General features: G+C 70.9%; 14 protein-coding genes. 9 read left to right on the forward strand and 5 right to left on the reverse strand.

Features of this window, described 5'->3' with window-relative positions; translation table 11 throughout:
- The first annotated feature begins 29 nt into the window (after window positions 1–29).
- Window positions 30–1,796: a pyridoxal phosphate-dependent aminotransferase gene (locus tag ACIOC0_RS11555; protein WP_402154719.1), complete on the forward strand. Its 1,767-nt coding sequence runs from the start codon at window positions 30–32 to the stop codon at window positions 1,794–1,796.
- A 97-nt stretch (window positions 1,797–1,893) separates the two neighbouring features.
- Here the strand turns inward: ACIOC0_RS11555 and ACIOC0_RS11560 are convergent, their stop codons facing one another.
- Window positions 1,894–5,040 carry an FG-GAP repeat domain-containing protein gene (locus ACIOC0_RS11560; RefSeq protein ID WP_402154721.1) on the reverse strand — a complete coding sequence of 1,049 codons (3,147 nt, stop codon included), beginning with the start codon at window positions 5,038–5,040 and terminating at the stop codon, window positions 1,894–1,896.
- A gap of 252 nt (window positions 5,041–5,292) precedes the next feature.
- On the opposite strand from ACIOC0_RS11560, the gene ACIOC0_RS11565 reads away from it, so the two are divergent.
- The 3 genes from ACIOC0_RS11565 to ACIOC0_RS11575 all read left to right on the forward strand — a co-directional run bounded on the left by ACIOC0_RS11565 (window position 5,293) and on the right by ACIOC0_RS11575 (window position 13,439).
- Window positions 5,293–12,210, forward strand: a complete 6,918-nt coding sequence (locus tag ACIOC0_RS11565; RefSeq protein ID WP_402154723.1) for a polymorphic toxin-type HINT domain-containing protein — start codon at window positions 5,293–5,295, stop codon at window positions 12,208–12,210.
- 29 nt (window positions 12,211–12,239) lie between these two features.
- The gene (locus tag ACIOC0_RS11570; protein WP_402154725.1) at window positions 12,240–12,476 is read left to right on the forward strand and encodes a hypothetical protein; all 237 of its coding nucleotides are present in this window, start codon (window positions 12,240–12,242) and stop codon (window positions 12,474–12,476) included.
- A 189-nt stretch (window positions 12,477–12,665) separates the two neighbouring features.
- A complete protein-coding gene (locus ACIOC0_RS11575; protein ID WP_402154727.1) occupies window positions 12,666–13,439 on the forward strand; it encodes an intradiol ring-cleavage dioxygenase in 774 nt (257 codons plus the stop codon).
- A gap of 86 nt (window positions 13,440–13,525) precedes the next feature.
- Here ACIOC0_RS11575 and ACIOC0_RS11580 read toward each other — a convergent pair whose 3' ends face one another.
- Window positions 13,526–14,017, reverse strand: coding sequence for an ATP-binding protein (locus ACIOC0_RS11580; RefSeq protein ID WP_402154729.1), 492 nt, complete (start codon window positions 14,015–14,017; stop codon window positions 13,526–13,528).
- 129 nt (window positions 14,018–14,146) lie between these two features.
- Between ACIOC0_RS11580 and ACIOC0_RS11585 the strand changes: the two genes are divergently transcribed.
- Together ACIOC0_RS11585 and ACIOC0_RS11590 are read left to right on the forward strand one after the other, a co-directional pair.
- Window positions 14,147–14,992 carry a helix-turn-helix domain-containing protein gene (locus ACIOC0_RS11585; RefSeq protein ID WP_402154731.1) on the forward strand — a complete coding sequence of 282 codons (846 nt, stop codon included), beginning with the start codon at window positions 14,147–14,149 and terminating at the stop codon, window positions 14,990–14,992.
- A complete protein-coding gene (locus ACIOC0_RS11590; RefSeq protein WP_402154733.1) occupies window positions 14,989–15,231 on the forward strand; it encodes a DUF397 domain-containing protein in 243 nt (80 codons plus the stop codon). The genes ACIOC0_RS11585 and ACIOC0_RS11590 overlap by 4 nt, the downstream gene beginning before the upstream one ends.
- A 47-nt stretch (window positions 15,232–15,278) precedes the next feature.
- On the opposite strand, the gene ACIOC0_RS11595 is transcribed toward ACIOC0_RS11590, so the two are convergent.
- The 3 genes from ACIOC0_RS11595 to ACIOC0_RS11605 all read right to left on the reverse strand — a co-directional run bounded on the left by ACIOC0_RS11595 (window position 15,279) and on the right by ACIOC0_RS11605 (window position 18,154).
- Window positions 15,279–15,926 carry a DUF4360 domain-containing protein gene (locus tag ACIOC0_RS11595; RefSeq protein ID WP_402154735.1) on the reverse strand — a complete coding sequence of 216 codons (648 nt, stop codon included), beginning with the start codon at window positions 15,924–15,926 and terminating at the stop codon, window positions 15,279–15,281.
- Between the two features lie 217 nt (window positions 15,927–16,143).
- Window positions 16,144–16,602 (reverse strand): RrF2 family transcriptional regulator, encoded by a 459-nt coding sequence (locus tag ACIOC0_RS11600; RefSeq protein WP_402154737.1) that lies wholly within the window; start codon window positions 16,600–16,602, stop codon window positions 16,144–16,146.
- Window positions 16,603–16,639: 37 nt separating this feature from the next.
- A complete protein-coding gene (locus ACIOC0_RS11605; RefSeq protein ID WP_402154739.1) occupies window positions 16,640–18,154 on the reverse strand; it encodes an alpha-N-arabinofuranosidase in 1,515 nt (504 codons plus the stop codon).
- A gap of 319 nt (window positions 18,155–18,473) precedes the next feature.
- Between ACIOC0_RS11605 and ACIOC0_RS11610 the strand changes: the two genes are divergently transcribed.
- The 3 genes from ACIOC0_RS11610 to ACIOC0_RS11620 are packed head-to-tail and all read left to right on the forward strand — an operon-like array spanning window position 18,474 to window position 21,830.
- A complete protein-coding gene (locus tag ACIOC0_RS11610) occupies window positions 18,474–19,088 on the forward strand; it encodes a toxin-antitoxin system, toxin component family protein (protein WP_402154741.1) in 615 nt (204 codons plus the stop codon).
- The gene (locus tag ACIOC0_RS11615) at window positions 19,085–20,431 is read left to right on the forward strand and encodes an MAB_1171c family putative transporter (protein WP_402154743.1); all 1,347 of its coding nucleotides are present in this window, start codon (window positions 19,085–19,087) and stop codon (window positions 20,429–20,431) included. The genes ACIOC0_RS11610 and ACIOC0_RS11615 overlap by 4 nt, the downstream gene beginning before the upstream one ends.
- The gene (locus ACIOC0_RS11620; RefSeq protein WP_402154745.1) at window positions 20,424–21,830 is read left to right on the forward strand and encodes an FAD-dependent oxidoreductase; all 1,407 of its coding nucleotides are present in this window, start codon (window positions 20,424–20,426) and stop codon (window positions 21,828–21,830) included. The genes ACIOC0_RS11615 and ACIOC0_RS11620 overlap by 8 nt, the downstream gene beginning before the upstream one ends.
- The last annotated feature ends 25 nt before the right edge of the window (window positions 21,831–21,855 follow it).

Raw genomic sequence — 21,855 nt, forward strand, 5'->3', positions numbered from 1 at the left:
CCACCGGGCCCGCCCCATACGGAGGTTCCATGGCCGACAACGTCACCTCGTTGTTCCGCAGCACCGCGGCGCACAGCCCGTCGATGGCGGCGCTGACCCGCGAGGGCGGCGACGGGGGCGGGCCGGTGGACTTCTGCATCCCCTGCAATCCCTACTTCCCCACCCCGCAGATGTTCGACGAGATGTCGAACCGGCTGCGGGACATCATCACGTACTACCCGAGCAGCGCCGACACCATCACCGCCGAGCTGTGCAACCTGCTCGGACTCCCGCCGCAGGCCGTCGCGATGGGCAACGGCTCCACCGAGCTGATCACCTGGATCGACCACCTGCTGGTCCGCGAGTCCCTCGCGGTGCCGGTCCCCACCTTCGGCCGCTGGACCGACCAGCCGATGGAGACCGGCAAGCGGGTCGACATGTTCCCGCTCCAGGAGTCCAGCGGTTTCGCCCTCGACCTCGCGCAGTACGCCGAGTTCATCCGCACCCGCGGCACCCGGGTCGCCGTCATCTGCAACCCGAACAATCCTGACGGCGGGTTCCTGCACAAGCACGCGCTGGTGCAGTTCATGGACGCAATGGCCGACCTGGACCTGATCGTCATCGACGAGTCGTTCCTGGAGTTCGCCGACGCCGAGGCCGAGCCGAGCGTGGTGCAGGAGGCCATGCTGCGGCCCAACGTCGTCGTGCTGCGCAGCCTCGGCAAGAACTTCGGCCTGCACGGCATCCGCTTCGGCTACCTGGTCGCGAACCCGGCGCTGGCCGGGCGGGTCCGCTCCATGCTGCCCAAGTGGAACCTCAACTCCTTCGCCGAGCACGTGGTGTTCATGCTGAAGGAGCACGGCCCCGAGTACGCGCAGAGCCTGATGCAGGTGCGCCGGGACCGTCTGGAGATGGCCAGCCAGCTCTCCGCGCTGCCCGGCCTGACCGTCTACCCCTCGCAGGGGAACTTCCTCTTCGTGCGCCTCCCCGTCGGCGCCGAGGGCACCGTGGTCCGCGACCGGCTGCTCACCGAGCACCGGATCCTGGTCCGCGAGTGCGGCAACAAGATCGGCTCCTCCAGCCGCTTCCTGAGGCTCGTGGTGCGCCCCCAGGTCGACGTGCGTCGCCTGGTGTCCGGCCTGGAACAGGTGCTCTACGGGAACAGGAGGGGAGCCGCCGTGCCCGAGCTGGGCGCCGGGACCAGCTACAGCTCGGGCACGGCGGCCGTGGATCGGCTGGTGGGAGCTACCAACGGGGCCGGCATGCCGGGCCTTGCCGCTCAGGCCATGGGCGCCGGTGCGCCGGGGCTGCCCCCCGCCCCGGCCGCCGCCGCCGGCATGTCGGCCCCGACCCCCTCCGACGGCTCCGGGGTGCCGCTGCCGGCGGCGGCCCAGATCTTCCCCCAGTCGATACCGGCGCCCCAGCCGCCCGCCCCGGCCCCGGCCCCCGCCCCCGCCCCGGCGATGACGCCCGTGATGGCCCCGGCCGCCATGGCCCCGCCGATGGCGCCCGTGCCGCCGCCGATGGCCCCGCCGCCGATGGCGCCCGCCGCGATGGCTCCCGCGGCGATGGCCCCGGCTGCCATGACCCCCGCGGCGATGGCCCCGCCGCCGGCCCCTGCCCCGGTGCCCGCGCCGGCGATGACGCCGGCCGCGGCTCCCATGGCCTCCGGCCAGACCCCTCCGGGCGTCCCGGCGCGAGGCGGCCTGACCGCCGCCCAGGTCCGCGGCACCAACGGCCTCTCCCCGGCGGCGGCCACCGGGTGGCCCAACGCCCAGAGCTGGCCGAACGCGGCGGGAATGGGCCAGGCGGGCTGACCCCCGCCGAGCTGACGCGACGGAGCCCCCGGCCGACGGGTTGTCGGCCGGGGGCTCCGTGCACTCCGTGCTGTCAGGTCCCTTCCGGGCTGACCGCCTAGGAGATCAGTTTGATCGTCTGCCAGCCGCCCGTGCCGACGACCGTGGGGGTGCCCACGCCGGTTCGGCGGCCCGGGAGGTACTCCAGGCCCGCCGTGGTGTTCGGTGTCGTGGTCCACAGGTCCGCTACGCCGTCGCCGTCGGTGTCGCCGGTGGCGGTGAACAGCGGGCGGGCCGCCGTGGTCCAGCCGGTGGCGTGGGCCGTGCGGTTGGCGCCGTCGCCCAGGGAGGCCGGGTCGGTGCCGCCGTCGGGGATCCCGTCGCCGTCCGCGTCACCCGGGCTGCGGCCGTGGTAGACCCACAGTCCGCCGCCGACGGTGTCACGGGCGAGCAGGTCGGTGAAACCGTCGCCGTCCACGTCGCCGGGGGAGGCGAGCTGCATCTTGCCCCAGCCGCTGCTTCCGATCACGTAGCCGGACTCGACCGTGCCGTAGGCGTAACCCGGCAGGAACCAGAGCTGGTCGCCGACGACCGCGACGAAGTCGGGGTTGGCGGACTCGGCGTCCGGGGTGATGTCACCGACGGAGACGATCTGCTTGATCGTCGCCGGGTCGATCGCCACCTCGGTCTCCGGGTCCGGGAAGACGTACACCTCCTGCTTGGTGTCCTCGGTGAACTCGCCCTGCCCGTTGTTCGGGTACAGGTACAGCTTGCCGTCGGAACGGCGTGCCACCAGGTCCTCGTAGAAGTCCTCGGTCCAGTCGCCCCGGTGCGTCAGCAGCGAGCCTCCCCAGCCGCCGCCGGAGGACAGCGGGAGCATCGTCGCGACCTTGCCGGCGCCCGTGCCGCCGTACAGGCGCAGGTTGTCGGAGCCGTCGATCGCGAACATGTCCGGCAGGCCGTCGCCGTTGACGTCCCCGGGCTTGTCCGTCACGCCCGGGCTCTTCACGTAGAACCGGTACGGGTAGACGGGGCCGGGATTGCCGCCCGCGTCCACCATGCGCACGTACAGCGTGTGCGGTCCCGGCGTGAGCGGTGTGATCTCGGCGGTCGCCTTGCCGCCCTTGGCCGCGGGCTTGGCCGACACGTTCGGCGGGGTGCGGTCCAGGCCGTACAGGTAGTCGACGGTGTCCGCGACGCCGTTCGCGCCGAACTCGAACACGCCCTTGGTGCGCGACAGCGCGCCCTCCACGGGCTCCATGTCGGCCGTGGTCTCCGGGTACAGATCGTCCTTGGAGTCGACGACCGGCATCACGGTCGGCGCGTTCGGGTCGAAGCCGAAACGGCAGCCCGGCGCGCCCTTGGTGGGCGTCCAGTCGGAGGCGAAGTTCGCGTCCGCGGTGTCCTCGGCCTGTGCCTTCCAGGAGAACTGGCCGTTGCTGGCGCCGAGATGCTTCTTCAGCAGGTCCTTGCCCACGACGACCCGCGCCTGCGCGCCCTTGGAGTCGGCGGCCTTCACGGTGACCTTCACGCGCTTGTCGAAGATGATGCCCGGCGCGGTGTCGTGCTTGCCGGTCGCCCACAGGTGGAACTGCACGTTGACGCCGCCGCCGTCCGGGTCCCAGACCTGCGCGGTCAGCGTCACGTCGGTGTTGCCGAGGGTGACGTACGACGAGCCGTTGCCGCACTCGGTGGCGCTCACCTTGGAGCTGGGGATGGTGTCCAGCGCCCAAGGGGCCTTCGGTGGACGGTTGTACTCGACGATCAGCTTGGCGTCCGGCTTGAACTTCTTCCAGCTGTACTCGTCCTTGGAGTCCTCCGCCTTGTCCGGCGCCTTCAGGCCGAAGGTGACGTTGGACCACTTGGAGGCCGCCGCCTTGACGGCCGCGTCCTTGGCGTCGAAGTCGACCGCCTTGTTGGCGCAGCCGACGTCCTCGTTGCCGTGGGCGTAGTTGCGGCTGTCCTGGAGGGTCTTCAGGGCCGGCTGCTTGTTCCAGGTGGTGGCCGAGGAGATCCCGCCGGTGAGCCACAGCTCGACCGGCTTCGGCGTGCAGGACCACGCGTGCGTCTCGGTGATCTGGAACTGCGCGTCGATCACCTTCACGCCGGCCAGGAACTTGCTGCCGACGCGGAAGTAGGAGCGGGCCGTGCCGCCGGACGACGACTCGTAGCCCACGCGCGCCTCGTCCGTCTTGCCGCCGTCCCAGCCGGTGCCGTTCCAGTAGCTGCTGGTCGGATGCGGCTTGTAGGCGATGGTCCAGGCCTCGCGGGTACCGGTCGTCCGGGGGTCGATGTACACCGGGAAGCGGGTGTCCGGCGCGTTGAGGAGCTTCTGGTCGGGCGTCAGGGTGATCTTCTCGTCGGAGACCTGGACGCCGACCTCGCTGCTCTTGGAGGTGAGCGGGGAGGGATCGTTCTCGGACGCGGTCGTGGCGGTCGCCGTGCGCGGGGACTTCGCTGCCGGGCCGGCGGGAGCCTTGGCCGCGGCCGAGGTCCGGGAGGCGCTTTGCTCCTCCTCCGTCCCCGACGAGTCCCACATCCGGGCCGTGGACGACGCGAAGACCGTCTGCCCGGCCGCGTTCACCGCGCGCAGGGTGCCGCTCGCGGTGTCCTTGGTGAGGTCGAGACCCTCGGCGCTCAGACCGAAGTCGATCCGCGCCAGGTCGGGGTTGTCGGCGGCCTCGCGCGTCTTCACGATCAGCGCCTGGCTGAAGCCGTCCAGGCTGGCTTTCACCGCCAGGTCGACGCCCGGTAACACCTCCGGGTAGGTGGCCATCGCCCCGTCGAGCACCGGCTCGGGCAGGGGCTTCGGCCAAGTCAGGGCGAGTTCGCCGCCCTGGTCGGCGAAGGTCACCAGTTCGGTGTCGCCGCCCGCGGAGAACGTGACGCGGCCGGGCGCGGCCTTGGGCGAGATCCGGCCCGCGGCCTCGGTGAGCGTGGTGTCCACCGCGGTCCACACGCCCTCGCGCTTCACGCGGACGGGCAGGCTGTGCTGGGTGGTGCGCAGGTTGCCGTTGGGCAGGGCGTGCGTCTCGCTGGTCTCGGTGCGGGCGGACACCACTTCCACGGGCTTGCCGCTCTGGGCGGCCTGCTGGAGTGCGCTCTCCTCGGCGTCGGCGGCCGCCTCGGCCGGATGGGCGTCGGCGGCGCCGGCCGTGAGCGGCATCAGCGGTGTCAGCCCGAGCGTCCCGCCGGCGAGCACCGCGACGAGCGCGGCCCGAGCCGAGCGCCTCGCCGGACGCTGTCTTCGGGATGTTTCTGGCATGGGCGAATCCCCCCGGAGTCGTTGCCGTGCGCGCCCCTCACGGGGGCCGCTGCGTGCCCTTTCACTCGGGCCGCGAGGCCGAACAGTACACGCGGAAAGGGGAGTTCTTTACCTACGCATGAGCAAAGTGGGGATTGTCGCATTGCCCGGCCTTTGCTTGTCAGGGTGATCGGCAACGCCTACTGTCTGACCGTTCAACACTCGATCACACAGAGTGAGATCACACAGAGTGAGTGAGGGGGAGGTCCTTCGGTGGACCAAGTCATAAGACAGTTACGCTATTTCGGCCACTGGCACAGATCCGTCTCCCTGTTCGTGGGCCTCGTGCTCTTCGTCGGCCTCATACCCGACGACGCGAGTGCCGCCGACGGGAGCACCAGGATCTCGGACGTCAAGCGCGATCCGTCCGTTCCGGGACGCGATTTCGAGAAGAAGCGTCCGGCCGCCCGGGACGACGCCGAGGGCGCTTTCAAGCCCGCGGCCGGAAAGGTGTCGCCCGGCACGTTCACGACACTGGTCACCGACAGTCGCGACAAGCTTCCCAAGCGGGCGCCGCTGACCGCCGGCTCCACCGCGCCGGGCGCGAACACCGCCGTGCGGACCGGCCTGGTGAAGGCCCGTCAGGCCACGGCCGCACCCGCCCGTACGGCGCTGGGCGTCCGCGGCGCGGCCCCGAAGAAGGCAGCCGCCGACGCCGGCAGCGCCCTCCAGGTCCAGGTGAAGGACGAGACCGCCGCCCGCAAGGCCGGCGTCCAGGGCGTCCTGTTCACCGCGGCGCCGGCGAAGACCGGCCTGGCCCCCGCCGCGTCCGGCTCCGTCGAACTGGAGCTGGACTACGCGTCGTTCAAGGACACCTACGGCGGTGACTGGGGCTCCCGGCTCCGCCTGTACCAGCTTCCCGCCTGCGCGCTGACCACGCCCGAGCTGGAGCGGTGCCGTACTCGCACCGCCCTGCCCGGCGCCAACGACCCGGCCGCGAAGACGGTCCGGGCCACCGCCGACCTGGCGGCCGCGCCCACCATGTTCGCCGCCGCGGCGGAGGCCTCCGGGCCCGGCGGAAGCCACGCGGCGACCTCGCTCGCTCCGTCCGGCTCCTGGATGGCCGGCTCGTCCTCCGGCGGCTTCTCGTGGGCCTACCCGATCGAGGCGCCCGAGGTGCCCGGCGGCCCGCAGCCCGAGGTCGAACTGTCCTACTCCTCGCAGGCGGTGGACGGCCGCACCGCGTCCACCAATGCGCAGTCCTCCTGGATCGCCGAGGGCTGGGACTACGAGCCGGGCTACATCGAGCGCAAGTACCGCTCCTGCTCGGACGACAAGGACGCCGTCGACGGGAAGAAGCCCAACAACACCGGCGACAGCGGCGACCTGTGCTGGGGCTCCGACCACGTGGTGATGTCGCTGGGCGGCAACACCACCGAACTCGTCAAGAAGGACGGCACCGACGAGTGGCGTCCCGCCGACGACGACGGCTCGCGCCTCGAGCACAAGACCGGCGCCGCCAACGGCGCCAAGGACGGCGAGTACTGGATCCTGACCACCACGGACGGCACCCAGTACCACTTCGGCCTGAACAAGCTGCCCGGCGCCCCCGACGGCACGGTCACCAACTCGGCGCTCACCGTGCCGGTGTTCGGCAACCATCCCGACGAGCCCTGCCACGCCACGGCGTTCATGGACTCCGACTGCGCCCAGGCCTACCGCTGGAACCTGGACTACGTGGTCGACCCGCTGGGCGACGCCATGACCCTGTGGTGGACGAAGTTCACCAACTTCTACGGCCAGAACATGAAGGCCGACCAGCAGGCCCGCTACGACCGCAACGCGCAGCTGGCGCGCATCGACTACGGCCTGCGCTCCGACAAGCTGTTCGGCGTCCTGCCGGCCGGCCGCGTCGGCTTCACTCTGTCCGAACGATGCATACCGAGCGCGGCGTTCGACTGCGCCGAGGCCAAGCGGACCGCGGCCAACGCCAAGCACTGGCCGGACACCCCGCTGGACCAGGAGTGCGCGTCGGGCGCCAAGTGCACCGACAAGTTCTCCCCCACGTTCTGGACGACCAAGCGCCTGACGAAGATCAGCACCAGCGTGCTCGTCGGCAGCGCCCTCAAGCCGGTCGACACCTGGACGCTGGAGCAGTCGTACCCGCCCACCGGTGACGCCACCTCCCCGGCCCTGTGGCTGGAGTCGATCGCCCGTACCGGGCACGGCGCCGACGGCACGGCCGACATGCCGAAGGTGACCTTCGCAGGGCTTCAGATGGACAACCGCGTCGACGGCGTGGAGGGCCTGCCGCCCTTCTCCCGCCACCGCGTCCACGCCATCGACACCGAGACCGGCGGCCGGATCGGCGTCACCTACTCGGCCAAGGACTGCCAGGCCCTGGAGCCGAAGCGGATGCCGGCCTCGCCCGAGACCAACACCATGCGCTGCTTCCCGCAGTTCTGGACACCCAAGGGCGCGACGGCACAGGTCAAGGACTGGTTCCACAAGTACGTCGTCACCCGGGTCAGCGAAGAGGACCTGGTCACCGACAGTCCCGCCAAGGTCACCTCGTACGAGTTCCTCGGCGGCGCCGCATGGGCCTGGGACGACAGCGAGTTCACCGAGAAGAAGTACCGCACCTGGTCGCAGTACCGCGGCTACGAGCGGGTCCGCACCCGCCAGGGCGCCGGCAGCGACGTCAAGCAGCTCAGCGAGCACCGCTACTTCCGCGGCCTGCACGGCGACAAGCTGCCCTCCGGCACGCGTTCGTCCGCCGTGGAGACCAGTGACGGCGCGAGCCACCAGGATCTGCCGCAGTATCAGGGGCAGTTGCTGGAACAGATCACCTACGAGTCCGACGGCGGTCCCGTCGACTCGGCGACCGTCACCACCCCCTGGGCGGTGCGGACGGCCACCCGAACCCGTGCCGGGACCACGCCGCTCGAGGCGTGGATGACCCGCCCGGAGACCGTCCGCACCCGCGAGCGGGTCAAGGGCGAGACCTGGCGCACCTCCACCGAGACCACCAAGTACGACGGTTACGGCCTGCCGTACCAGGTCGAGGAGAAGACGCCCGGCGGCAAGGTCCGCTGTTCGACGGTGAGTTACGCCCGCAACACCGGGGCGCACCTGATCGAGCTGGAGTCCCGCGAGAAGACCACCCTCGGAGCCTGCGGCACCACCGGCGGCGAGGTCGTGGAGGACAGCCGCACGTTCTACGACAACCTGGCCTTCGGCGCGGCCCCCACCAGGGGTCTGCCCACCGAGGTCCAGGAGATGAACGCGACCGGCGACGGTTACGTCACCATCGACAGGACCGAGTACGACATCCACGGCCGTGAGGTCGCCACGTGGGACGCGGACAACCGCAAGACGTCCGTCGAGTTCACCCCGAAGACCGTGGCGCGTCCGCTGAAGCAGGTCTCCACGGACCCGCTCCTGCACACGGAGACGACGGAGTTCGACGCCGTCCGCGGTCTTCCCGAGAAGGAGACCGACGCCAACGGCAAGTCGTCGACCATGGAGTACGACCCGCTGGGCCGGCTCCTGAAGGTCTGGGAGATCGACCGCGATCCGTCGCAGAGCCCGTCCGCCAGCTACGACTACACCGTCCGCCGTGACGGCCCGACGGTCGTCACCTCGCGGACGCTGAAGGACAACGGCCAGTACGCCGTGTCGTACGAGATCCTCGACGGCATGCTGCGCGAGCGGCAGACGCAGGACGAGGCGGTCGGCGCGGGCCGGATCGTCAACGACACCTTCTACGACAGCGTCGGCCGGGTCTGGAAGGAGAACGACGGCTACTACAACTCCTCCGAGCCCGAGCCGAAGCTGCTCCCGGTCGGCGACCAGGACGTACCGTCGCAGAACCGCACCACCTTCGACGGCCTGGGCCAGCCCACCGCGGAGATCACGTACTACCGCGGCACGGAGAAGCTCCGTACGACGACCGAACGCGACGGGGACGTCTCCACGACGATCCCGCCGAAGGGCGACACGGTCACGGCGACCTTCGAGGACGCCGAGGGCCGCACGGAGCGGCTGCGCGAGTACACCAACGCCGAGCGTACGAAGTGGCGGGACACCGTCTACGCGTACGACGACCTGGACAACCTGCGCACGGTGACCGCTCCGGGCGGTGCGGTGACCACGTTCGAGTACGACAAGCGGGGCCGTCAGACGGCCGTCGTCGACCCCGACGGCGGACGCACGGAGATGCGGTACGACAACGCGGACAACGTGGTCGAGACCGTGGACCCGATGAAGCGGTCCCTGTTCACCACCTATGACGCGGGCGGCCGTCCGGAAACCCTGCGCGAGGGGAGTGCCACCGGGCCGAAGCGCATCGAGTGGACGTACGACACCCTCGCCAAGGGCCTGCCCACGGCGCAGATCCGTTACGACAACGGCCTGGAGTACCGGGAGGAGATCACCGAGTACGACAACGCCTACCGGGTGAAGAAGACGAAGACGGTGATCCCCGCCGAGGTGACCGGGCTGGGCGGTTCGTACGAGTACAAGTACGAGTACACCCCCACCGGCAAGTTGGCCTGGGTCGAGGTGCCGGGCCTGGGCGGGCTGGTGAACGAGAAGGTCGTCTTCCGCTACAACTCCGACGATCTCCCGATCTTCATGGGCGGCGCGTCCACGTACCTCGCGGGCGTCGAGTACTCGGCCTTCGGCGAGATACTGAGCACGGATGCCGGTCCGGCCGGCAAGCAGGTCCACGGGACGTACGTCTACGACGAGTTCACGCGCCGCCTTCAGACGGCCACCTTCGACCGCTCGGTCAACCCGGGCCGCATCAGCGAGACGCGGTACGGGTACGACGAGGCCGGCAACGTCACCAAGATCACCGATGTGCCCGGCAACGCGGCTCCCGACGCGGGCAAGACCGACACGCAGTGCTTCGTCTACGACCAGCTGAGGCAGATGACCTCGGCCTGGACGCCGAAGACGGCTGAGGACTGCACGGCGGCCCCGTCGAAGGACACGGTCGGCGGGCCGGAGGCCTATTGGCAGTCGTTCGAGTACGACGACGCGGGCAACCGCAAGAAGCTCGTGGAGCACGACCCGACCGGTGACACCGCCAAGGACGTCACCCGCACCTACCTGTACGGAAAGGAGGGCGTGGGCGGTCCCAGCGCGCTGGCCGAGATCAAGTCGGTCGGCCCGCAGGGCGAGCGCCTGAACACCTTCGCCTACGACAAGGCCGGCAACACCGTCGGACGCCAGCACGGCGGCACCAACCAGACGCTCGAGTACGACGTCGAGGGCAAGCTGCGCAAGGTGACCCAGCCGGTCGAGGGCGGCGCCGCGAAGACCACGTCGTACCTGTACGGCGCGGACGGCGACCGCCTCATCCGCACCGGAGCGGACGGCAGTCGCACGCTGTACCTCGCCGACGCCGAGCTGACCGTCGACGCGACCAACACGAGCGCGAAGGCGGAACGGTTCTACGGGAACCCCGACGGCTCGACGACGGTCCGTGCGACCGGCGGCATCCGTCAGCTGATGTTGGCCGACCGCCACGGCACCTCGCACACGACCGTCGACATGGCGGACCCGGCGATGCGGGTGACGCGCCGCAAGGCGATGCCGTTCGGCGAGGCACGGGGGCAGCAGCCCACCGCCTGGCCCGGAGAGCGCGGCTTCGTCGGCGGCACGGTCGACAAGGACACCGGACTGACCCGCCTGGGCGTCCGTGACTACGACCCGGTGACGGGCCGGTTCATCCAGGTCGACCCCATGGTCGACTTCAGTAACCCGGCCACGATGAACCCGTACGCCTACAGCAACAACGCACCGGCCACCTTCTCCGACCCGTCCGGGGCGTTCTTCCCGATCCTGATCGGTATAGCGGCCCGTATCGCCATCCAGGCGGCGATCCGCGCGGCGGCCCGCCGTGCGGCGATCATCGCGGCCCGCAAGGCGGCCCAGGCAGCAGCCCGTCGTGCCGCGGCCCTGGCCCGCAAGCGTGCCCTCGAAGCCGCGAAGCGCGCTGCCGCCAAGGCCCGCCGTGAGGCGGCCCGCAAGGCGGCCGCGGCCAAGCGTGCGGCGGCCAAGCGGGCAGCGGCCCGTGCGGCGGCCAAGCGCGCGGCGGCGAGGAGGGCGGCAGCCCAGGCCCGTGCCCGCGCGGCACGTGCCGCGGCGAAGAAGGCGGCGGCCCGCCGGGCTGCGGCCCGCAAGGCGGCGGCCCGTCCGAAGCCGCGTGCCAAGCCCCGCTCCCAGCCGAAGCCGCGTCCGAAGCCGTCGCAGGTGAAGCGGGCGGTGAAGAAAGTCGCGAAGGAGGTCAAGGAAACCGTCAAGGAAGAGGTCCAGGGAGCAGCCTGCGAGGCCAACAGCTTCAAGCCCGGCACCCGTGTGCTGATGGCCGACGGGTCGACCAAGCCCATCGAGAAGGTCAAGGTCGGCGACAAGGTCGTCGCCACCGACCCGAGGACGGGCAGGACCTCGGTCCGGACGGCCACGGCGACGATCATCGGCAAGGGCACCAAGCGGCTGGTGAAGGTCACGTTGTCGGTCCATGAAGGCTCAGCCGAGCCGTCGCGGAACATGACGTTCACCGCCACCGCCGGTCACCCCTTCTGGGTTCCGTCCCTGAAGAAGTGGATCGACGTCGGTGCACTGAAGCCGGGCCAGTGGCTCCAGACGTCCTCGGGCACCTGGATCCAGGTCGGCGCGGTCGAGGCGTGGACGGCGAAGAAGGCGACGGTTCACAACCTGACCGTCACGGACGTCCACACGTACTACGTGCTGGCCGGATCCACGCCGGTCCTCGCCCACAACTGCGGTCTGGCCGACGCGACGGATCTCGACCTGGCCGCCGCGGCCCTTCGGCCCATCCCGCCCAAGAAGGGCAAGCAGTGGCAGTACGACTACGACCTGACCGAGGCGGGAAGGTCCCTGCAGAAGCACACCGACCCGGTCAAGCGCACCCCTGGTCATGTCGCCAAGTACGCACCTTTCCTTCGGGGGGCCAACCGTCTGAACAACAGGCGGGCTCTGAACGACGGCGGCAGGGAACTGCTGGGCGAACTGCTGGGCAACCCGAACGCGACCCGAACCATCAGCCCGTCGAGCGCGCACTACGGCAACGAAGTGCTCGAGATCACGGATGATGTGACGAAACGCGGTGCTCGGTGGAGCATGCGCGGCGGGCGGGTCCAGTTCGAAGGTTGGCTATGAGGTCCTTCTCGGTCCAGGGGCATGAGTACATGGCCCTGATCATCCTGAGCGATCACAACGATTTCGAGTCGATGGAGGTCGTCGAGTGGATCGACGGCAGGCGGGGTGAACTCCTGCTGGAGTTCCGCCTGGACGACAGCTCGGCCCGGCTGAGCCACATCCGGCCGGAGATCGGCATTCCTCTGCTGAGAGCATCCCTGGACGTGTTCCGGGAGGAGTTCCTCGAGCCGAGGAAAGCCGCCGGTCTGCCGTGTCCTCCCTGGTGACGGAGGCGTGAGCCATAGGTGCGGTCGCCCGACGCGGGCGAAGTGAGACGACAGCTCCCCCGGAGACGCTCCGGGGGAGCTGTCCCTTGTCCGCGCCCCTGGAGACGCGGCCTGCATCGGACTTGACGACGTGTCACTTTGCCGGATCGACAGCTGGGTGACAGGTACCGCTCCTACGATGCCGTGTTCATGACAGATGCCACTTCGAGCAACTCGGAAAGCCGTACCCCCGTCGCGCGTCGCACGGTGCTGGTCGCCGGCGGTGCCACCGCCGCCGCCCTGGCCGTGGGAGGCGCCGCCTCGGCCGGCGCCCTCAACGGCACCCGCCAGGACACCGCCGCAGCCGCCGTGTGCACGCTCACGCGGGAGATGACCGAAGGCCCCTACTACCTCGACGGGCAGTATGTCCGCGCCGACATCAGCGAGGGCAAGCCCGGCGTCCCACTGAAGCTCACCCTCACCGTCGTCGACGACGACACCTGCGCCCCGCTCCGGGGCGCCCTCGTCGAGCTCTGGCACGCCGACGCGCTCGGCGAGTACTCCGGCTTCGTCGGCAAGAACGGGCACAGCGAGCCCGACAACGGCACCTTCCTGCGCGGCGGAGTGCTCACGAACTCCGCCGGCGTCGCGGTCATCACGTCCGTCTACCCCGGCTGGTACGTGGGCCGCTGCATCCACATCCACGTCAAGGTCCACACCGGCGTCACCCTGACCTCGGACGGCCACTTCACCGGCGGCCGGGAGATCCACACCGGCCAGCTCTTCTTCAGCGAGACCGTCACCACCCGGGTCGCCGCGATCTCGCCGTACTCCACCAACCGCGTCACCCGGACCACCCTCGCCCGGGACTCGATCTACGACGGGGGCGGCGCGGCCTCCGGGCTGCTCACCCTGTCCGCGCTGGGGAGTTCACCCTCCGCGGGGTACGCGGGCGCCCTGACCCTCGGCGTCGAGACCAGCTGACCGTGGCGACGGCCTGACCGCTGACCGGGCGTCACCGAGCGCGCGGTGACACCCGGTCAGCGCGACCCCGCCGCCTGCGGGGCCGCTCAGACCGGGCATCTCTTCACGATCCCCAGCCATCCCGGCACGTCGACCTCCGCGCGCACCGTCTTCCCCGGCGACGGCACCCGGTCCACCACCTCCCAGCGGGCCGCCAGGGCGTGCACCAGCACCAACCCCCGGCCGCCTTCCTCCAGCGGCAGCGGCTCTTTCACGGCACCCGGTCCCGGCGGAAGCGGCGGTTCGGCCCGGGTGTCGCTCACCTCGACGCGGACGCTTCCCGCGACGAGCGACAGCCGCAACTCGAAGTCCCGGCCCGGCACCCGGCCGTGAGTCACCGCGTTCGCCGCCAGCTCGGCCACGATCACGGCGACCGCGTCCGACACCTCCGTGCCGTGCGGGATGCCCCACGCATCGAGCTGGTTCAGCGCCAGGTGCCTGGCCAGCCGCGCCCCGCGCGGCGTCGCGCTCAGCCGCTGCGTGAACGCACTTACGGTGACCGGAAGTCGGGTCGGTCGAGGGGTGGAGCGAGCAGTCATGCGGCCAATGTGGCGTGAGTGGGGCCCACTTCTCCAGCGACGTGCCGCGTACGCTCGCGCAGCGTACGCGGTCACTCACTGGACAGTACCGGTGACTCCACGTGACCATGGTCGCGAGGGAGGTGGCCGATGGCGGTCGACGGACGGGTGGGTGCGGGCGGCGGCGGTGAGCCGGAGTCCTCGGACAGTCTGCGGACGTTCGGGGCGGTCCTCCAGGCTCTGCGCGAGTTCCACGGACTGAGCAGGGAGGAGTTCGGCAACCTGGTCGGGTTCTCCAAACACACGGTCGCCTCCGTGGAGTTGGGCAGGCGCATGCCGGACGTCGACTTCGTCGAGGCGGCGGAGGCGGTACTGGGCAACACGGGGGCGCTGCGGAAGGCCGCCGTGCACCTGGTGCGGCAGGTGGGGTTGGCGGCGTGGTTCCGGGAGTGGGCCCGGCTGGAGAAGACGGCGATCACCCTCTATACGTACGAGTGCCGCATGATTCCAGGGTTGTTGCAGACGGAGGCGTACGCGCGTCAGCTGTTCATCGATGAGCTGCCGCCGCTGACCGATGAGCAGATCGAGGCCAACTGGGCCGCACGAGCCGAACGCCAGACGCTGCTGCACGAGCAGCCCAACACCGCCTTCGGCTTCATCATCGAGGAGCACGTACTGCTGCGCCAGACGGGGGGACCCGAGGTCACCCGCGGAGCCATCGACCAGCTGCTGAAGATCGGCGATCTGCGAAACGTGGAGATCCAAATCATGCCGTTGATCCGCAGGTCACATGCCGGACTGCATGGACCGATGCAGTTGCTGGAGACTCCGAAGCACAAGTGGTTCGCCTACATGGAAGCTCCGGAGAGCGGGCAACTCGTGTCCAACCCGAAAGCAATCAGCGTCCTCCAGCGGCGATATGCCAGGATGCGTTCACAGGCTCTCACCATCGAGGACTCAACGAGCCTGTTGCAACGGATGCGAGGGGATCTATGAGCACCTCCGAACTGGTCTGGTTCAAGAGCAGCTACAGCAGCGGCTCCGGCGACAACTGCGTCGAGGTCGCCCTCTCCTGGCGCAAGTCCAGCTACAGCAGCAGCGGCTCCGGCGACTGCGTCGAGGTCGCCACCCCGCCGGGACACGTCCACGTCCGTGACAGCAAGGACAAGCGCGGTCCTCAGCTCGCCCTCTCCCCCACCGCCTGGGCCGACTTCGTCGCGTACGCCGCGCGGTGACCCTCGGGGCCGTCCGTGCCGGAAGGCGACGGGCGGCCCCTGTCGGGTCACTTGCCCGGGCACTCCTTCCACGCCATGTGGTAGGTCGTGCTGATGTCGCCGTCCGTCGAGTCCATGGTCATGAAGCTGACCTTGGCCGGCGAGGAGGTGCCCGCGTTCACGCGCAGTTCCGTGTTGATGTTGAAGTTGCGCTGGACGCCGCAGGGCGCGTAGACGAGCTGGGCCCAGTCCGTGGTGTCGGTGGCCTGCCAGTTGTCGTTGTAGGCGCCGCTGAGGTTGTGGTTCTTGAAGACGGTGCTGGACGAGCCCTGGAAGTAGTACGAGGCCCGCTGGACGGCCGTCGCGCCGGGCTGGAGCGAGGCGAAGCCCCGGTAGTCCGCGCTGGCGATCGCGTAGGTGAACCCCTGCGGGACGTGCACCTTCAGGTTCAGCTGACAGTTCTTGCGGAACGCCGTGGGGTCGGAGTTGCCGCCGACCTGCGCCAGGTAGTCGCTGTAGGTCACCGTGAAGGCGGTGTTGTCGGCGGAGACGGCCACGGCGGCGGTGCCGGCGGGGCAGCCGGATCCGTTCACCGTGGCGATGGTGATCACGATCTTGTCCGGCGGCGGGTTGTCGAAGGACGACGGGCTGTGCGCCGGCACGGCGGCGGTGACGAGAGCGGCGACCGCGCCGCCCAGGAGCAGGCCACTAGCCATGGTCTCTCCCCTTCTTCGGGATCGGTGGGGGGTGGTTGCGCCGGGCCCCTCCACAGCCGAACAGCCGAACTCTGTGAAGAACGCATGGAGTTGCTGTGAAGCGGCGAGGCGATCGCATCGTAAGGAGCCGCCCGGGACGCGGACAGACCGATCTCCGGCCATTCACGCCGACCGGTTCACACACCCCTCCGGTGCGCGGGCCGAGCCCACCGGGGCCTTACGGGTTCTCCCATGCCGCCGGTTCCGCCGCCAGTTCGCGCACGGGCTCCGGGAGGGCGCCGGCCGCGATGTCGGCGACCGTGACGCCCTCCAGGATCTTGCGGACGTTGGCGCGCAGCGCGATCCACAGGGGCAGCAGGGGCTCGGCGGTGCCCGTGTAGGTGAGGCCGGTGGGCCGTTCGCCGCGGACCGAGACGATCGGGCCGTCCACCGCCCTGATGACGTCCGCGACGGTGATGCTGCCCGGCTCGCGCGCCAGCCGGTAGCCGCCGCCACCGCCGCGCCGGCTCTCCACGATCCCGCCGCGCCTGAGGTCGCCGAGGATCCCCTCAAGGAACTTGTGCGGGATGCCCTGGGCTGCGGAGACGGTCTCCGCCGTCACCGGGTCGCCGCCCTGCCGTACGGCCAGTTCGAGTACCGCCCGTACCGCGTAGTCAGCCCGCGCCGAGATCCTCATGGGCCCATTGTGAGGCCACCCGCCGCTCCGGAACGGATCACCCCAGGCGGATCACGTTCCACGACAGCGGCTCCAGCGTGGCCGTGAGCGACCCGTCGGAGAGCGTGGTGCCCTCGGCGGCGTGCGGGGCCACCCGCTCGGGGTCGCCGAGGGTGTTGCGGGCGTCCGGGTCGGCGTCCGCGAGCACGCTGTGCTCGACGATCCGCGTGACGCCGAGGCCGTTCAGCGCCACCTCCAGCGGCAGGGCCTCCGTACGGCTGCGGTTGACCGCGAACACCGTGAGCGTGCCGTCCTCCGCGCGCACGGCGGTGGCGTGCAGCAGGTCCGTCTCGCCGTACTTCCTCGTCTCGTACGTCGGCGAGTCCACGCGCACGTCGAGGACCTCCCCGCGGCCGTGCCGGGACGCCTGGGCGAAGGGGAAGAACGTCGTCTGCCGCCAGGCCGGGCCGCCCGGCTCGGTCATGATCGGGGCGATGACGTTGACGAGCTGGGCGAGGCAGGCGACCGTCACCCGGTCGGCGTGCCGCAGCAGGGCGATGAGCAGCGAGCCGAAGACGACCGCGTCCATGACGCTGTAGTTGTCCTCCAGGAGGCGGGGGGCCTCCGGCCAGTCGCGCTGTTCGATGCCCTTGGCATGCTCCTCCCACCGGGGCAGGTACCAGACGTTCCACTCGTCGAAGGAGAGGTTGATCCGCTTCTTCGACTTCAGCCGCGCGCCCACGTGGTCGGCGGTCGCGACGACGTTGGCGATGAAGGACTCCATGTCGACGGCGGAGGCGAGGAAGGAGTCGAGGTCACCGTCCTCGGGCCAGTAGTAGGCGTGCAGGGAGATGTAGTCGACGAGGTCGTACGTCTCCTTCAGGACGGTCGCCTCCCACTCGGCGAACGTCGGCATGCTCTGGCTGGAGGAGCCGCAGGCGACCAGTTCCACGGACGGGTCGATCTGGCGCATCGCGCGGGCCGTCTCGGCGGCGACACGGCCGTACTCCTCGGCCGTCTTGTGGCCGGTCTGCCAGGGGCCGTCCATCTCGTTGCCGAGGCACCACAGCCTGATGCCGAAGGGGTCCTTGTCGCCGTGGGAGACACGGAGGTCGGACAGGGCGGTGCCCTCGGCGTGGTTGGCGTACTCCTGGAGTTCCAGGGCCTCGGCGACGCCTCGGGTGCCGAGGTTGACGGCCATCATGGGTTCGGCCTGCGGGCCGATCTTGCGGAGGAAGGCGATGTACTCGGACAGGCCGAAGCGGTTGGTCTCGGTGGAGTGCCAGGCGAGGTCGAGCCGGCGGGGGCGGTCCTCGGCGGGACCCACCGAGTCCTCCCACTTGTAGCCGGAGACGAAGTTGCCCCCCGGGTAGCGGACGGCGGTGACGCCCAGTTCGCGGACCAGGTCGAGGACGTCGGCGCGGATGCCGTCCTCGTCGGCCGTGGGGTGGCCCGGTTCGTGGATGCCGGTGTAGACGCAGCGGCCGAGGTGCTCGACGAAGGAGCCGAAGAGCCGGGGGTCGACCCGGCCGACGGTGAAGGCGGGGTCCAGGGCGAGGCGGGCGGTTCTCATGGGCGCCTTTCGGATGTCGTCCGGTGACTCGTGTTCGGGGCCTCGTGACGGGGGTTTGTGTTCGGAATGCCGGAGGCCGCCCGTGACGTCGAACAGGAACGAACAAAAACGTAAGATCGGAGCGGTTCGCGCGTCAATGGGGCGGTGACGGCGGCGGCCTTGGATGAGGATGCGTCCCGGTTCCCGCGCGGGCCTTCGGCGGGTCTCCGGTGGGTCTTCGGCGGATCTTCGGCAGGTCTTCCGGCAAGGCTTGACGCCGCGTGGTTCCGGCCGCGTAGCCTCGAACAGGTTGCCGCACGGCGGCCGGGAGGGGGACGCGATGGACATCGCGGGCGCGCGCGCCAGGGCGGCCCGCATCGCCTCGGCGCTGCGGCGCGGCAGGAACGGTCCGGCAATGCGTGAGCTGGCCGGCGTCCTGTCCGCCGCGCTGCGGACCCGGCCCCGCCCCCCGCACGGCGTGCAGGAGGTGTTCGGGGCGCTGTGCGAGGAGATGACCGCGGTGCGCGGCGGACGGCGCATCGAACTGCGGTTCGAGCGATTTCCCGACGAGTTCCAGGTGACCGGACTGTGGGTGGAGTTCCAGGACTTCGACCTGGTCATCGTCGAGGAACGGGCCGAGGCAGTGCAGCAACTGGTCATCCTCGGCCATGAGTTGTGGCACCTGCACGCGGGGCATCGGCACCACCACCACGGTGTCGACACGGCCGCCGCGCACGTCTTCGCCGGGCGGTCCGGCCGGGACGACATCGCCCTGGCCGTCGCGGCCCGCAACGGCTCCCGGCGGCGGGACGAGTCGGAAGCCGACGAGTTCGGGCACCGGCTCGCGGCGGCCCTGCGGCCGTACCTGAGCGGGCCGGGCGGCGACCCGTCGTCGTCGCTGACGCCGGTGCAGCGGTCGATGGGCTACCGGGGGCGCAGAGGGACGGCGCGGTGACGGCACCCGTGCCCGGCGCTCTCGCCGCGGATCACTTCCTCAGCGGGCTGTACGTGTCCTTCTGGCTGCCGACCGTCGTCCTCGCCGCCGCCCTGGCGATCAAGCTGCCCAGCATCCTCAAACTGTGGCGGGACCCGCTGCTGCGGGCCGTCGGCGGGCTGCTGGTGTTCGCCTGCGCGGTGTTCATTTTCGCCGCCCCCAAGACGATCGCCTGGACCAACCGGGTCACCGGCGTGCCCAATATCGCCGCCCCCTGGGTGTACTCGCTGCTGACCGCGCTCTCCGCGTCCTGGCTGCTGCTGATCATCGCCTGGCGCAACGGCCGCGCCGAGCGCTCGGCGGCGACCCGGCGCGCGACGAGGTGGGTGGTCTCCGTGTACGCGGGGGTGGTCGTCGCGCTGTGGGTGCTGTTCGCGCTCGCCGACGTGCCCGTGGAGCAGATCCGGGACCTGGACACCTACTACGCCGGTACGCCGTTCATGCGCGAGGAGATCCTGCTCTACCTCACCGCGCACACTGTGGCCTGCTCGATCACCGCCCGGCTGATCTGGAACTGGATCCGCACCGACGGCCTCGACGCCTGGCTGCGCTGGGGACTGCGTTTCCTGGGCGTCGGCTATGCGACGAACCTGCTGTTCAGCGCGGCCAAGTTCACTGCCGTGGCGGCCCGTTGGACCGGTCACGACCTGGACTGGCTCAACACGAACGTGGCCCCGTCGGCCGCCTGTGTCGCCGCCACCTGCGTCGCGGTCGGCTTCATCGTCCCGCACGCCGGCCAGTACCTCCAGGAACGCTGGCTGGTGCGGCGGCGGCACCGGGACCTGCGGCCGCTGTCCCGGCTGATGCGGGAGGTCACCGGCGACCGCGAGCCGCTCGCGCTGCGTGCCACGCCGGAGTTGCGGCTGATCCGCCGTGAGACGTTCATCCGCGACGCGCTGCTGCCGCTGTCCCGGCGGCTCGACGAGGGGCTGCGCGGGCGGGCCTACGGGGCGGCCCTCGCACTCGGCCACGACCGGCGGCGGGCGCAGGCGCTCGCGGCGGCGGTGGCGCTGCTGGACGCGGTCGCGGCGGGCGGGGGGCGGGGCGGGGCGGCTGTCGCCGGTGAGACTTCCGGCTCCGGTGAGGCGTCCGGCGTCGGCGAGGCGTCCGGCTCCGGTGAGGCCGCTCGCGACACGTCGCCTCGTGGCGCGTCTCCCGACGCGGGCGCCGACGCCACCCCTGACACCACTTACCTGCTGCGCGAGATCCAGGCCGTGGCCCGGGCGTTGCGCAGCACCGACGACATCAACGCGGTGCGCGCCCACGCCGCCGCCCCGGCAGAGAGCGTGTCCGCGCATGACTGACCCGTCCCACCCCGCCAGAACCGCCGTCGTCCTGGGGGGCTCCCACACCGGCATGCTCGCGGCGCGGGCCCTCGCCGAGTTCGCCGAACGGGTCGTGGTCGTCGAGCGAGACGCGCTGCCCGAGAGACCCGAGCCCCGCAAGGGGCTGCCCCAGGCGCGGCACGCGCACATGCTGTGGTCGGGCGGGGTGCGGGCCCTGGAGGAGCTGCTGCCGGGGATCACGGCGGCGCTGCGGGAGGCCGGCGCGCGGCGGGCTCCCGTCACCACGGACATGGTCGCTCTGTCGCCGCGGGGGTGGTTCCGGCGGTGGGAGGAGTCCCACCATGTGATCCTCGCCGGGCGGGACCTGCTGGACGCGACGGTCCGCGCGCGGGTCCTCGCCGACCCCCGGGTGGAGGTGCTGGCCGGGGCGGAGGCGTCGGGGCTGGAGGGCACGGCGTCCGCGGTCACCGGGGTGCGGGTGCGGACCGCCGACGGGAGTGAGCGGGTCGTCGGTGCGGGGATGGTCGTCGACGCGACGGGGCGCGGCTCGCGTGCGGCACGCTGGCTGACGTCGCTGGGGCTGCCGGAGGTGGAACGGCGGGAGGTGGATTCCGGGTTGGCGTACGCGAGCCGGCTGTACCTGGCGCCCGAGCACGCGCGGTCCGGCTTCCCCGTCGTCAACGTGCAGCTCGATCCGCGGGCCGGGGGGCCGGGGCGGTCGGGGTTCCTGCTGCCCATCGAGGACGGGCGGTGGATGGTCACGCTGGCGGGCACGCGGGGTGCTGAACCCACTTCGGCCGCCGAGGAGTTCGTGCCCTTCGCGCGGGACAGTCTGCGACACCCGCTGATCGGGAGGCTGTTGGAGCGTGCCGAGCCGCTGAGCGAGGTGTCCGTGACCCGGGCGACGGCCAACCGCCGCCATTTCTACGAGCGGATGCGGACGTGGCCCGACAACTTCGCCGTCCTCGGCGACGCGTTGGCCGCGTTCAACCCGGTGTACGGGCACGGGCTCGCGGTGAGCGCCCAAAGCGCCCTGCTTCTACGAAATATGACGCGACGTCACGGATGGGGAGCGGCCGGGCTCTCGCGGCGGGTGCAGAAGGCGGTGGCCCGGCCGGTGGGCGCGGCGTGGGATCTGGCGATCGGGCAGGACGTGTTCTACCCGGGCGCGGTCGACGGCGGGCCCGGGCTGCGGGACCGGCTGGTGGCGGCGTACGTGAACCGGCTGATGCACACGGCGACGGGCAACGGCCGGATCGCACGGCGGGTGACGGATGTGACGTCGCTTGAGCGGGGCGCGGCGGTGCTGCTGTCGCCGGCGGTGCTGGCGGGGGCGGCGGCGGGGCCGCTGCTGCCCCCGCTCTCGGGACCGCCGCTGACGGGGGACGAGATCAAGCGGGCGGGGCTGGAGGACTGAGCCCGGCCGCAGGGCCCGGCTCGTC

The sequence above is a fragment of the Streptomyces sp. NPDC088254 genome, from assembly GCF_044740925.1.
Lineage (GTDB): Bacteria > Actinomycetota > Actinomycetes > Streptomycetales > Streptomycetaceae > Streptomyces.